The organism is Lysobacter sp. GQ73 (assembly GCF_059758755.1).
Genome location: NZ_JCAXEE010000001.1, coordinates 98493 through 111527, shown reverse-complemented (window position 1 = coordinate 111527; position 13035 = coordinate 98493). Strand labels below are relative to the sequence as shown.

The following is a 13035-nucleotide window of genomic DNA, read 5'->3' as shown; positions in this document are numbered from 1 at the left end:
AAAGAAAACCGGATACTGGCTTTCGCTTGAACGACGGCAACGATGCAGCGTATCCGATGCATCGAGCGCGGATGTCCCGACTCTAGCACCCGGTCACAACTCGCCAGGCACGCGGTCCTCCTAAGGCGCTGCAATGCCGCTGCAACCTCGCTCGGTCACGCTCTATGCTTTGCCCGACGCGGCCGTTCGGCCGCGCGCGCAACGCCCCGCCAGTTCCGGAGCCAGGCCTTGACCACGTCCACCCGTCGCGACTTCCTCAAACTCGCCGGCGCCTCCGCCGCGCTGGGCCTGCTGCCTCCCTCGATCCGCGCCGCCCTGGCCACGCCGGCCGCGCGCGTCACCGGCACGATCCAGGACGTGCAGCACGTGGTGATCCTGATGCAGGAAAACCGCTCCTTCGACCATTACCTCGGCGCCTTGCGCGGGGTGCGCGGTTTCGACGATCCGCGCCCGATTCCGCTGCCCGGCGGCAAGACGGTCTGGCAGCAGCCCAAGTCGACGACCAACGCGCAAGCGGTGCTGCCGTTCCGCCTCGACACCCGCACCACGGCCGCGCATTGCATGGCCGACATCGACCACAGCTGGAAGGGCTCGCACACGCGCTGGAAGGACTACAACGCCTGGGTCGCGACCAAGGGTCCGATGTGCATGGGCCACTTCACCCGCGAGGACCTGCCGTTCTATTACGCGCTGGCCGACGCGTTCACGGTGTGCGACGCCTATTACTGCTCGCACCACGGCCCGACCAACCCGAACCGCATGCATCTGTTCGCCGGCACCAGCGGCATGACCGTCGGCGATTTCGGCCCGCAGGCGGTCAACAACGCCGACGACGGCAACTGGACCGCCGACATGGCGCTGGACAAGCCGACCTTCGCCGGCCATCGCTGGACCACCTATGCCGAGCGCCTGCAGAACGCCGGCATCGGCTGGCGCGTGTACCAGGAACACGACAACTACGGCGACAACTCGCTCGCCTACTTCGCCAATTTCCGCAAGCTCGACCGCCAGTCCGAACTGTACAAGCGCGGCCGCGCCTGGTCGCCCGGCTCCACCGCGGAAAACGCCAAGGCCTCGCGCGGCGAATACCTGATCGCCGACTTCGCCAAGGATGTACGCGAAGGCAGCTTGCCGGCGGTGTCGTGGATCGTGCCGTCCTACATCATGAGCGAGCACCCGGAAGCCACGCCGGCCTACGGCGAGTCGCTGACCGCGCGCCTGCTCGAGGCGCTGGTCGCCAACCCCGAGGTCTGGTCCAAGACCGTCTTCATCATCGACTACGACGAAAACGGCGGCTTCTTCGACCACGTGCCGCCGCCGCTGCCGGCGATCGGCTCCAGCCTCGGCAAGAGCACGGTCGACACCGCGACCGAAAACTACAACGGCGTGCCGGTCGGCCTGGGCGTGCGCGTGCCGATGTTCGTGATCTCGCCGTGGAGCAAGGGCGGCTGGGTCAATTCGCAGGTGTTCGACCACACCTCGGTGCTGCGCTTCCTGGAAGCGCGCTTCGGCATCGCCGAACCGAACATCAGCGCCTGGCGCCGCACCGTCGCCGGCGACCTCAGCACCGCCTTCGACTTCGCCAATCCGAACGCGCAGTGGCCGGCCCTGCCCGATACCGGCGGCGCCATGTCCGGTGCCGACGCCAGTTGCAAACTGGCGACGCCCAAGCCGCCCGCGCAAGCGCGGATGCCGCGCCAGGAGCGCGGCCAGCGGCCGGCGCGCGCGCTGCCGTACGAGTTGCGCGTCGACGGCCGCATCGAGGCCAGCAGCGGCCGTTACTGGCTGGACTTCGGCAACGACGGCGTCGCCGGCGCCTGCTACAACGTGTACGCCGGCAACCGCAGCGACGGCCCGTGGTACTACACGCTCGACCCGGGCACGCAGTTGTCGGATTACTGGAGCGCGAAGCAATACACCAACGGCGTCTACGACCTTTCGGCGTATGGCCCGAACGGTTTCCTGCGGGTGTTCCGCGGCGACCTGCTCAAGGCCACCGCGGCCCAGGGCGCGGACCCGGAAGTCTCGGTCCGCCACGACGCGATCGGCGAGATGCTGGTGCTCGAATTCGTCAACCGCGGCCGCGCCGCTTGCCGCCTCAGTCTGCGCGCCAACCGCTACAGCGATGCGCCCGCCCGCTATTACGACCTGGCCCCGGGCGCGAGCTTGCGCGATCACTGGCCGCTCGCCACGAGCAAACGCTGGTACGACTTCAGCATCACCTCCGACGCCGATGCCGGCTGGCTGCGCCGCATCGCCGGGCATGCCGAGAACGGCGCGGCGAGCGTGAGCGATCCGGCGATCGGGGCCTGAGCCTGCGTTCGCAGCATCTGCAGTAACACCGCTCTCGCAGGGCGGTGTCAGTGACGATCAAGACCTCGCGGCTGGCGAAGCCGGCTGACTATCGTGGTCGCGGCTTGCGCCGCTCCTACCCCACGGGACGGCGCTGTTTGAGGGTAGGAACGGCGTGAGCCGCGACCGCGGGGCGCGCAGAGGCAACGCTGCCGATGGCATCCATCAAGGCGGCGTGCTTTCGCCGGGGTTGGGGCGACGCGAGCCGCGACCTCGGGGGCGCGCCGAAACAACCATGCCGATGCCATGCATCGAAGTGACGCGCTTTCGCCGGAGTAGGAGCGGCGCAAGCCGCGACATCGCGGCGACGGTCTCTCGGCGCCTCAATCCGGAAAATTCAGATCAAGATCAAACCCAAAGCTTCCGCCGCTGAAGCGGCGGGTTACTTTCTTTTGTCTAAAGCAACAAAAGAAAGGTAACCAAAGAAAAGTGCTTTGTTTTGAATCACCAGCCCGCACGAGCGGTGCCGACGCGGGGATTTTTCATACGGGACATCCCTGTCCCGATGAAAAACGGCGCGCATCCCTGCGCGCCGCCCTCCGGGTCTTCTCTGGCCTTCGCTAGTGCGAGGCGGCGCACAGCCAAAGCCGAAGCAGCAACAGGAAATCGGAGCGCGGCGCACCATCCCTGTAGGAGCGGCGTGAGCCGCGACCGAGGGACGCGCAGAGGCAACCATGCCGATGCCATCCATCGAAGCGGCGCGCTTTCGCCGGGGTAGGAGCGGCGCAAGCCGCGACCGCGTCGTTACGGTCTTGCGGCGTATGGATCAAGAAGGATCTGAATCAGGGTCAGATCAAGATCAAACCCAAAGCTTCCGCCACTAAAGCGGCGGGTTACTTTCTTTTGTCTAAAGCAACAAAAGAAAGATAACCAAAGAAAAATGCTTCTCTTTGAATCACGGGCCCGCGCGTTCGATGCCTCCGCGGTGATTTTTCATACGGGACATCCCTGTCCCGATGAAAAACGGCCCGCATCCCTGCGGGCCGCCCTCCGGGTCTTCTCTGGCCTTCGCGAGTGCGAGGCGGCGCACAGCGAAAGCTGCAATGCGGAACAGGATCGCGGCGCACACCATCCCTGTAGGAGCGGCGTAAGCCGCGACCGCGGGACGCGCAGAGGCAACCATGCCGATGCCATCCATCGAAGCGGCGCGCTTTCGCCGGGGTAGGATCGGCGCAAGCCGCGACCGCGTCGTTACGGTCTTGCGGCGCAGGCTTTAAGAAAGATCAAGATCAAGATCAAACCCAAAGCTTCCGCCGCTGAAGCGGCGGGTTACTTTCTTTTGTCTGAAGCAACAAAAGAAAGGTAACCAAAGAAAAATGCTTCTCTTTGAATCACGGGCCCGCGCGTTCGATGCCTCCGCGGGGATTTTTCATACGGGACATCCCTGTCCCGATGAAAAACGGCGCGCGTCCCTGCGCGCCGCCCTCCGGGTCTTCTTTGGCCTTCGCTAGTGCAAGGCGGCGCACAGCCAAAGCCGAAGCAGCAACAAGAAATCGGAACGCGGCGCACCATCCGCTGTAGGAGCGGCGTAAGCCGCGACCACCGGACGCGCAGACGCAACCATGCCGATGCCATCCATCGAAGCGGCGCGCTTTCGCCGGGGTAGGAGCGGCGCAAGCCGCGACCGCGAATCTGCGGCCGCCGGCGCGGACGGTCGGAGTAGCGCAGTCGCGCTTACGCCGCTCCTACAGGTATCTCGGCCGGCAACGCCGCGAGATCGAGGCGACGCGGTCGCGGCTTGCGTCGCTCCTACCCTGTTCTCATTCGGAGAAACGCACCAGGGGCCGCGCGTTGCCCGCTACAGCCGCATGCCCAACCAGATCACCGTTTCGGTCGAGGCCGACACCACCGGCGACAGCAGCCGCGACCAGAAGCGGTCGGTGGTCAGGCGGCCGGCCGGGGCGTCGTGATGTCGCCGCTCTTCCTCGACCGGACCAGTTCGCTCAGCATCCGCAAGGCGAAGAAGCGTGCCATGGCGATCTGACCGGCGTAGAGGTGCACCGCTCCGTGCTCGCCGGCGTGATTGACCTTGAGGATGCGGCCGCCCGGTTCGGTATCGCCCGGCGCCGCCGGCGGAGCCATGGCGGCGGCCGTCTCAGCGACGGGCCAGCCACTTGCGCGCCATGCGCCGCATCGAATCGTCGGCGCCGGGGTCGTCGGGCAGTTCGGCGATCTCGCGCCAGGCCAGGTCCAGCGATTCCTCGCTGACCACGTAAGCCTCGTTGTCGCTCGCGCGCACGACGTACCGCAGGTCGTAATGCCAATGGCCGGGAACGTCGCGGCGTTCCGGGATCCAGTGGCGGTCGAGGTCGAACAGCTCGGGCTCGACGCTGAGCCCGGTCAGGCCGGACTCCTCCTCGGCTTCGCGCAGGGCCACCCGGGCCAGGTCGCGGTCGCCGTCGGCGTGGCCGCCGAGCTGCAGCCAGCGCTCCAGTTTGCGGTGGTGGGTCAGCAGGACCCGGCGCCCGGCCCGGTCGACCAGCCACGCCCCGCCGGTGAAATGGCCGGCCAGGCGCTCGCGCAGGAAGGGGTCGCCCGGGGCCAGGGCCCCGTCCGGGGCGGTGCCGCGGCCCTGGGCCTCGTCGAGCAGGTCCAGAAACGCCAGCGTATGTTCGGCTTCCTGCGGCCAACGTCGGCCATATTCGATGAGATTGGAACGCAGATCTTCGATGACGTCGGAATGTTTCGCAGGCATGCGGAGTCAGACACTGGCGCGCGACCGGGGGCGCGATTATGCGGGCAAAGCCCGTGACGGTGTGCGCTTGCCGCCCATTTCCACCCTGGGTTAAGGTGGCCCGCCGCTCCACTGAGGGAGCCGGTCATCGTCGTCGCCAGAACGACGGGTAGAGATCACTTCTTACGAGAGAGAGGGGAGTTCGATGTCGAGAGGCCTGTTCATCACCAAACCGGTGGCGCCGTCCGGCCACGTGGATGCCGGCGAGCCCGTAGAAGGCAGCCTTGAAGGCGAAGCGACGCTCAAGCGATCGTTGACCGCCACCCAACTGGTGATGCTAGGCATCGGCGCCGTGATCGGCGCCGGCATCTTCGTCCTCTCCGGTCACGCCGCGGCCGAACACGCCGGCCCGGCGATCGTGCTCAGTTTCGTCGTCGCCGGCATCGCCTGCGCGCTCGCCGGCCTGTGCTACGCCGAGTTCTCGGCGATGATGCCGGTCTCCGGCAGCGCCTATTCCTATTCCTACGCCACCCTGGGCGAATTCGTCGCCTGGTTCATCGGCTGGAACCTGGTCCTCGAGTACCTGTTCGCAGCCTCGACCGTCGCGGTCGGCTGGTCGGGTTATCTCAACAGTCTGCTGACCACCTTCGGCATGGGCCTGCCGGCGTCGCTGGCGGCCGCGCCGCTCAACGTGGTCGACGGCAGCATCGTCTACACCGGCGGCCTGATCAATCTGCCGGCGGTGGCGATCATCGCGGCGATCAGCGGCCTGTGTTACGTCGGCATCACTCAGTCGGCCTTCGTCAACTCGATCATCGTCGCGATCAAGGTCGTGGTGATCACCCTGTTCGTGGCCTTCGCCGCCAAGTACATCAACCCGGACAACTGGGTGCCGTTCATCCCGGAAAGCCAGGGCCCCGGCAAGTACGGCTTCGACGGCATCATCCGCGGCGCCTCGGTGGTGTTCTTCGCCTACATCGGTTTCGACGCGGTCTCGACCGCCGCCGGCGAGGCCAAGAACCCGCAGCGCGACATGCCGATCGGCATCCTCGGCTCGCTGGTCATCTGCACCATCATCTACATCATCGTCTCCGGCGTGCTGACCGGCCTGCTGCCCTATCACATGCTGAGCACGCCCAAGCCGGTCGCGACCGCGCTGGAAGCCTTCCCGGCGCTGGGCTGGCTGAAGTTCGCGGTCGAGATCGGCGCGATCGCCGGCCTGAGCTCGGTGATCCTGGTCATGCTGATGGGCCAGCCGCGCATCTTCTACTCGATGTCGAAGGACGGCCTGCTGCCGAAGTTCTTCGCCAAGGTGCATCCGAAGTTCCAGACGCCCTACATCGGCACCATCATCGTCGGCATCTTCGCCGCGCTGCTGGCCGGCTTCCTGCCGATCGGCCTGCTCGGCGAGCTGGTCTCGATGGGCACCCTGCTGGCCTTCGCCACCGTCTGCGTCGGCGTGCTGATCCTGCGCCGCACCCGCCCGGACCTGGCGCGCCCGTTCCGCGTGCCGCTGGCGGTGCTGGTCTGCCCGCTCGGCGCGGCCGCCTGCCTGTACCTGTTCTGGAAGCCGTTCTCCGAGCATTGGCACCTGATGACCGGCTGGACCGCGATCGGCATGCTGATCTACTTCGGCTACGGCTACCGCAACAGCAAGCTGCGCAAGGCCGCCAACGGCGCCTGACCGGCACGCAGTCGGCAAGGCCGGCGGAGCTTCCGCCGGCCTTTTTCCTTTTCACGACACCGCCTCCATCGTTCCCGCACCGAACTTCGCCCACCTGCCTTGAAGCCGTCCTCCCCGCAAAGGCGGGGAACCAGAGACTTCACAGTGCGCCGGCGAGGGCCCTGGATTCCCGCCTTCGGGAATGACGGGCGAGGGTCCGGGCTCGGCCGCAAGCAGCATCAGGAAGAAACACATGCTGGGACAACTCTGGGCGACCAAACACCCGCACGCCGCCCACACCGACGCCGAAGGGCTGAGCCTGCACCGCACGCTCGGGCCGTGGGGCCTGACCGCGCTCGGCATCGGCGCGGTGATCGGCGGCGGCATCTTCGTCATCACCGGCAAGGCCGCGGCCGAGCACGCCGGCCCGGCGATCATGCTGTCGTTCGTGCTCGCGGCGATCTGCTGCACCTTCTGCGCCCTGGCCTATGCCGAGTTCGCCGCGATGGTGCCGGTCTCGGGCAGCGCCTATACCTATACCTACGCCACCCTCGGCGAACTCGCCGCCTGGTTCATCGGCTGGATGCTGATATTGGAGTACGGCGTCTCGGCCTCGGCGGTGGCGGTCAGTTGGACCGGCTATCTGCTCAGTCTGCTGGAACATTTCGGCATCACCCTGCCCGCCGCGCTGGTGCAGGCGCCGCTCGACGCCAAGCTGCGTCCGACCGGCGCGATCGCCAACCTGCCGGCGGCGGCGATCGTGCTGGCGCTGACCTGGCTGTGCTACGTGGGCATCCGCAAGTCCTCGGCCATGAACATGGCGATGGTGCTGCTGAAGTCGGGCCTGATCGTCCTGGTGATCGTGGTCGGCTGGAAATACGTCGACCCGACCCTGTGGCAGCCCTTCATCCCCGAGTCGCAGGGCCCCGGCAAGTACGGCTGGGAAGGCGTGCTGCGCGGCGCCTCGATGGTGTTCTTCGCCTACATCGGCTTCGAGGCGGTGTCGGTGGCGGCGCAGGAGTCGCACAAGCCGCAGAAGGACATGCCGATCGGCATGCTGGCCTCGCTGGCGATCTGCACCGTGCTCTACATCGGCATGGCCGCGGTCATGACCGGCCTGGCCCCGTACACCCTGCTCGGTACCGACGAGCCGGTGGTCACCGCCATCGCCGGCCATCCGGAGCTGAACTGGCTACGCCTGGTGGTCGAGATCGGCGCCCTGGTCGGCCTGTCCTCGGTGGTGCTGGTGATGATCATCGGCCAGCCGCGCATCTTCATGATCATGGCGCGCGACGGCCTGCTGCCGCCGGTGTTCACCAAGATCCACCCGAAATACCGCACCCCGCACATCAACACGGTGATCACCGGCATCGGCATCGCGCTGCTGGCCGCCCTGTTCCCGCTCGACATCCTTGGCGACATGACCTCGATGGGCACCCTGATCGCCTTCGCTTCGGTCTGCGCCGGCGTGCTGATCCTGCGCCGCACCCAGCCCGACCTGCCGCGCCCGTTCCGGATCCCGTTCGCCTGGGCGATCTGCCTGGCCGGCATCGGCAGCTGCCTGGTGCTGCTGTCGACCATGACCGCGCACAACTGGATGCTGATGGGCATCTGGACCGGCATCGGGTTCGCCATCTACTTCGCCTACAGCTTCCGCCACAGCCGGATGCGCAAGATCGACGCACAGCGGTAAGCGCGCGGCTTGCCGCGGCGAGCCGGAAAGGCGGAATCGGACACCGGAATCGTACCGGGGCCCGGTTCCGCTTTTTTCGTTCATGCACGCGGACCGGGCGTCGGCTGGCGCGGCTCCCGGGGCATGGCCGCCATCGGCCGGCCTTTGCGCCCGCTCGCCGCCCGATCTGCCGCGTACACCGATCCGATCGCCCGGACCGGGTGTCCGCTCGTAGCGTCCACGACTCGCCATCAAGGAGTTCGTGCATGCCGTCGACCCGCGTTTCGGCCATATGGGGCCGTGTTCTGCTGGTGGGCGCGCTCGCGTCGTGCCCGCAGGGACCGGCGCAAGGAATCGGGCGCAACCAGACCGCGCCGGCGCCGACGACGCGGTATGTCGCAGGACGCTGGTGGAACGGGCACGGCTTCGATACTCAGGACCGCTGCGTTCAAGGCACCCGCTTCGTCGCCTGCCGCGGCGGCAAAACCGGGCGCGTCGTCGATCTCGCCGGGCGCTACGCGATTCCGCCGCTGGCCGATGCGCACAACCATGTCACCAGCGACACCGCGCGGGCGATCGCGGCGGGCGTGTTCTACATGATGAACCCCAACAACCTGGCTTCGTCGAGCCCTCCACCCGAGCGGCGGCGCCCCACGCCCGGGCAGATCGACGCGATCTATGCGATGGGCGGCATCACCGCGCCCGGCGGCCATCCGGTGGCGCTGTATGAAGACGTGATCGGCCCGCGTTACTACAAGAACAAACGGCCGGCCGATTTCGTCGGCGACGCGTATCACTTCGTCACCGCAGCTACCGATATCGGGCCGGTGCTCGACCGGCTGGTCGCCCAGCACGCCGACTTCGTGAAGGTCATCCTCGAACACTCGGAGGAATACGCGCGCCGCCGCGACGATCCGGCGTTTCGCGGGCGGCGCGGGCTTGATCCTTCGCTGCTGCCCGAGTTGGTCCGACAGGCCCATCGCCGCGGGTTGCGCGTCGCGGCACATATCGATACCGCGGCCGATCTGCGTGCGATCGTCGCGGCGAAAGTCGACATCGCCGCGCATATGCCCGGCTACTTCGGGCCGCAAGACAGTTTGGCCACGCTCGACGCCTATGCCATCACCGACGCCGACGCACGGGCTGCCGCGCGCGCTGGCCTACGCGTGATCCCCACCGCCTGGCTGGCCTCGGAGCGTTCCGACCAGGCCCGGTTGCCGACGATCCAAGCCATGCAGCGCGCGAACCTGGACAAGCTCAAGCGCGCCGGCGTACCGATCCTGATCGGAACCGATCGCCAAAGCGACGCGGTGATCACGGAGGCGCGATATCTGCTCTCGCTCGGCGTAATGACGACGCCGCAGGCGCTGGACGCGCTGACCCGGACGACACCCCGGTTCATCTTCCCCGGGCGGCGGATCGGCCGCTTGCGGCCCGGTTACGAAGCAAGCTTCCTGGTGCTCGACGCCGATCCCTCGCGCGATCTGCGCGTGCTGCCAGCGGCGATCGTCGAACGGATCAAGCAGGGGGTGCCGATCGGCGCGCCCGCGCAGTAGTGCTGCGGCCCGCTCGCCGGACGGGAGCCGCAATCGCCGGATCGTCCGGCGCGCGCTTGCGGACGCGGCTCAGGGTTCGGTGCCGGCCGGGCCGGAAGGCCGAAAACGGCTCCGGCCTGGACCGGCGTCGCCCCCTGGGCCCGCCCTCATTCCCAGCGCGCCTTGTCACATAACGCTGCGTTGCCGCAAAAACGAGGCAAGCGCCACATCGCGACGGTAAACTCGGCACCATGAACAGCTCTCTGCCCTACGACCCCCAACGCCTGTCGCACTGCGCCGGCGAGATCATCGTCAACGTGCGCGAGCTGGCGCTGCGCGGCTGGACCCCGGCCACGAGCAGCAATTTCTCCAGCCGCATCGACGCCCAGCACGTCGCCATCACCGTCTCCGGCCGCGACAAGGGCCGGCTGACCGAAGGCGACATCATGGTGGTCGACCTCGACGGCCAGCCGGTCGCGACCAGCCACCGCCCCTCGGCCGAGACCCTGCTGCACACCCAGTTGTACAAGCGCTATCCCCAGGTGGGCTGCGTCCTGCACACCCATTCGCAGACCCAGACCGTGGCCTCGCGCCTGTACGCCGGTGCCGGCCACGTCCACCTGGAAGGCTACGAGCTGCTCAAGGCCTTCTCCGGCACCACCACCCACGAGACCGCGCTGGACCTGCCGGTCTACCCGAACACCCAGGACATGCCGACCCTGGCCGCCCAGGTCGACGCCACCCTCGACCGCCAGGCGATGTGGGGCTATCTGATCGACGGCCACGGCCTGTATGCCTGGGGCCGCGACATGGCCGAGGCCCGGCGCCATCTGGAGGCGTTCGAATTCCTGCTGGGATGCGAACTGGAACTGAGGAGATTGCAGCGATGAGTCGCCTGCGCATTTTCGTCGAGGACCAACCCGACACCCCGCAGCTGAGCACTTCCGACCAAGGCGAGATCGCGCGCGAACTCGCCAAGATCGGCGTCGGCTTCGAGCAGTGGCAGGCCGCGCAGCCGGTCAAGCCGGGCGACCCGCCCGAGGCGATCATGGCCTCCTACCGCAGCGACATCGACCGCCTCGTCGCCGAGCGCGGCTTCAAGACCGTCGACGTGGTCAGCATCGCCCCGGACAACCCGCAGCGCGAAACGATGCGCGGCAAGTTCCTCGACGAGCACTACCACAAGGAAGACGAAGTGCGTTTCTTCGTCGCCGGCTCGGGCCTGTTCACCCTGCACGTCGAACCCAAGGTCTACGAGATCAAGTGCGAACAGGGCGACCTGATCTCGGTGCCCGACAGCACCCTGCACTGGTTCGACATGGGCCCGGAGCCGAGCTTCGTCGCGATCCGCTTCTTCACCGAGCCGGACGGCTGGGTCGGCCACTTCACCGGCAGCGATCTGGCCCAGCAGTTTCCGCGCTACGAGAAGGGCCAGGCGGGGTGAGTCCAGTAACGAGTGAAGAGGAGCGAGGAACGAGCCGGTTGCGCTCGCACCCGATTCGCTTCGCTCGTTCGCCGGCCCCCGCTGGCGCCCACTGCGCGCATAACGCCCAACGCTCGTTCCTCACTTCTCTCCGCTCACGACCGGTCCTATGCCCATCCGCGCCATCCTCACCGATATCGAAGGCACCACCAGCAGCATTTCGTTCGTCAAGGACGTGCTGTTCCCGTACGCGCGCCGCGCCCTGCCGGCCTTCGTCGCCGCGCGCGGACGCGAGCCGGCGGTGCGCAAATGGCTGGATGCGGTCGCGCTGGAAAACGGCGGCGTCTGCCAGGACTCGGTGGTGATCGAGGTGCTGCAGGGCTGGATCGACCAGGACCGCAAGCACACCGCGCTCAAGGCGCTGCAGGGCATGATCTGGGCCGACGGCTACAAGAGCGCCGACTTCACCTCGCACATGTACCCCGACGCGGCCCCGGCGCTGCGACGGTGGAAGGAGCAGGGCCAGCGCCTGTACGTCTATTCCTCCGGCAGCGTGCCGGCGCAGCGGCTGCTGTTCGGCCACAGCGACGCCGGCGACCTGACCGGACTGTTCTCGGGCTGGTTCGACACCGAGGTCGGCGGCAAGCGCGAACGCGACAGTTATGCGCGCATCGCCGAGTCGATCGGCTTGCCGGCGGGCGAGATCCTGTTCCTGTCCGACGTGGTCGAGGAACTCGACGCGGCGCGCGAAGCCGGCCTGGCCACCGTGCTGATCGACCGTCTCGACGACTACCCGCAGCCGCGCGAAGGCGAAGCGACCCACGGCCACATCCGCGCGGAGTCGTTCGCCCAGGTCGAGGTTTGAAGGCGGGCGGCGGTTCGTCGTCGCGCCACCCTGCCCTTTGCCGGCGCCGCTCCCGGGCAGGCGCGGCGCAAGCCGCGACCGCGCACGCACGCTAACGGTCGAATCACGACGGCCTACCGCAGCGCCACGCTGCGATGAGCGCAGCGCCGTCCCGCTACAGCCGGCTCAGATGCCGGATCCGCACTTCATCGCGCTCCACGCCGCGTTCGCTGGCGACCTGACTGCGGATCCGCTCGACCAATTCGGCCGGATCGAACCCCCCGGCTTCCGGCGGCGCGTAATCGAGCGTGGTCTCGCCGCGGATGCAGAACCGGCCGCCGACCAGGATCTCGTAATCGGCGAAATAGAAATGGTGCTCGGACGCCGGGCTCATGCGCGCCGCTCAGGTGCCGACGTGGACGTCGTTGCCGCTTTCGGCGCAGCCCAGATGCTCCAGGGCGATCGACAGGGCCAGGGTATAGCTCTGCGCGGCGTAGCCGTGGACCAGGCGCAGGCGCGGGCCGCATCGCGGCGCGATCGCCGGCTCCAAGGCGTTCATGTCGTCGTCGTGGACCTCGATGTAGGGCATCGGCAAGCGCGCCAGCGCGCCGCGCAAGGCCTCGCTCGGCGGCACGCAGGCGCCGGGGTCGAGCAACAGCAGTTCGGTATTGGCCGCGCGCATCGCCCGCAGGCAATCGACCAATTCGGCTTCGCTGCGGCAGCTGCGCAGTGCGAGCGCCTTGCCGGCGATGGCGGCGCGCTCGACCAGGCTCGCGCGGACCGCGCCGGCCAGGGCCGGCGCGCTCGGATCAACCTCGGACATACCGCCTTGCGGGCCGCGCAGGATCAGGATCGACACGTCGCTACTCACG

Annotated in this window: 11 protein-coding genes; 7 read left to right on the top strand and 4 right to left on the bottom strand. The window is 67.7% G+C overall.

Translation table 11 applies throughout. The features are described 5' to 3' along the window. Positions 1–228 precede the first annotated feature (228 nt). Positions 229–2313 (top strand): phosphocholine-specific phospholipase C, encoded by a 2085-nt coding sequence (locus AC6CH2_RS00455; protein WP_498267456.1) that lies wholly within the window; start codon positions 229–231, stop codon positions 2311–2313. 1923 nt (positions 2314–4236) lie between these two features. Here the strand turns inward: AC6CH2_RS00455 and AC6CH2_RS00450 are convergent. Continuing rightward, a complete protein-coding gene (locus tag AC6CH2_RS00450) occupies positions 4237–4434 on the bottom strand; it encodes a demethoxyubiquinone hydroxylase family protein (RefSeq protein ID WP_498267455.1) in 198 nt (65 codons plus the stop codon). 13 nt (positions 4435–4447) lie between these two features. After that, a complete protein-coding gene (locus AC6CH2_RS00445) occupies positions 4448–5047 on the bottom strand; it encodes an NUDIX hydrolase (protein WP_498267454.1) in 600 nt (199 codons plus the stop codon). A gap of 184 nt (positions 5048–5231) precedes the next feature. On the opposite strand from AC6CH2_RS00445, the gene AC6CH2_RS00440 reads away from it, so the two are divergent. The 6 genes from AC6CH2_RS00440 to mtnC all read left to right on the top strand — a co-directional run bounded on the left by AC6CH2_RS00440 (position 5232) and on the right by mtnC (position 12184). Further along, positions 5232–6710, top strand: a complete 1479-nt coding sequence (locus tag AC6CH2_RS00440; RefSeq protein ID WP_435394798.1) for an amino acid permease — start codon at positions 5232–5234, stop codon at positions 6708–6710. Between the two features lie 232 nt (positions 6711–6942). Then, positions 6943–8382 (top strand): amino acid permease, encoded by a 1440-nt coding sequence (locus AC6CH2_RS00435; protein WP_498267453.1) that lies wholly within the window; start codon positions 6943–6945, stop codon positions 8380–8382. A gap of 245 nt (positions 8383–8627) precedes the next feature. Beyond that, positions 8628–9917, top strand: a complete 1290-nt coding sequence (locus AC6CH2_RS00430; protein ID WP_498267452.1) for an amidohydrolase family protein — start codon at positions 8628–8630, stop codon at positions 9915–9917. Between the two features lie 230 nt (positions 9918–10147). Continuing rightward, entirely contained in the window at positions 10148–10786 is a 639-nt protein-coding gene (locus AC6CH2_RS00425; RefSeq protein ID WP_435394800.1) for a methylthioribulose 1-phosphate dehydratase, read from the top strand. Beyond that, complete coding sequence (locus tag AC6CH2_RS00420; RefSeq protein WP_498267451.1) at positions 10783–11340, top strand: 1,2-dihydroxy-3-keto-5-methylthiopentene dioxygenase; 558 nt, start codon at positions 10783–10785, stop codon at positions 11338–11340. The genes AC6CH2_RS00425 and AC6CH2_RS00420 overlap by 4 nt, the downstream gene beginning before the upstream one ends. A 148-nt stretch (positions 11341–11488) precedes the next feature. Further along, entirely contained in the window at positions 11489–12184 is a 696-nt protein-coding gene (gene mtnC, locus AC6CH2_RS00415; RefSeq protein WP_498267450.1) for an acireductone synthase, read from the top strand. 154 nt (positions 12185–12338) lie between these two features. On the opposite strand, the gene AC6CH2_RS00410 is transcribed toward mtnC, so the two are convergent. Both AC6CH2_RS00410 and AC6CH2_RS00405 read right to left on the bottom strand, forming a co-directional pair. Next, positions 12339–12557, bottom strand: a complete 219-nt coding sequence (locus AC6CH2_RS00410) for a hypothetical protein (RefSeq protein ID WP_498267449.1) — start codon at positions 12555–12557, stop codon at positions 12339–12341. A gap of 9 nt (positions 12558–12566) precedes the next feature. Continuing rightward, positions 12567–13022 carry a type II 3-dehydroquinate dehydratase gene (locus AC6CH2_RS00405; protein WP_498268177.1) on the bottom strand — a complete coding sequence of 152 codons (456 nt, stop codon included), beginning with the start codon at positions 13020–13022 and terminating at the stop codon, positions 12567–12569. Positions 13023–13035: the final 13 nt, after the last annotated feature.

Excerpts from the sequence above, each read along its gene's own strand:
- AC6CH2_RS00440 (WP_435394798.1), top strand. The coding sequence starts at position 5,232 with ATGTCGAGAGGCCTGTTCATCACCAAACCGGTGGCGCCGTCCGGCCAC.
- AC6CH2_RS00410 (WP_498267449.1), bottom strand. The coding sequence starts at position 12,557 with ATGAGCCCGGCGTCCGAGCACCATTTCTATTTCGCCGATTACGAGATC.
- AC6CH2_RS00445 (WP_498267454.1), bottom strand. The coding sequence starts at position 5,047 with ATGCCTGCGAAACATTCCGACGTCATCGAAGATCTGCGTTCCAATCTC.
- AC6CH2_RS00450 (WP_498267455.1), bottom strand. The coding sequence starts at position 4,434 with ATGGCTCCGCCGGCGGCGCCGGGCGATACCGAACCGGGCGGCCGCATC.
- AC6CH2_RS00425 (WP_435394800.1), top strand. The coding sequence starts at position 10,148 with ATGAACAGCTCTCTGCCCTACGACCCCCAACGCCTGTCGCACTGCGCC.
- AC6CH2_RS00420 (WP_498267451.1), top strand. The coding sequence starts at position 10,783 with ATGAGTCGCCTGCGCATTTTCGTCGAGGACCAACCCGACACCCCGCAG.
- AC6CH2_RS00430 (WP_498267452.1), top strand. The coding sequence starts at position 8,628 with ATGCCGTCGACCCGCGTTTCGGCCATATGGGGCCGTGTTCTGCTGGTG.
- mtnC (WP_498267450.1), top strand. The coding sequence starts at position 11,489 with ATGCCCATCCGCGCCATCCTCACCGATATCGAAGGCACCACCAGCAGC.
- AC6CH2_RS00435 (WP_498267453.1), top strand. The coding sequence starts at position 6,943 with ATGCTGGGACAACTCTGGGCGACCAAACACCCGCACGCCGCCCACACC.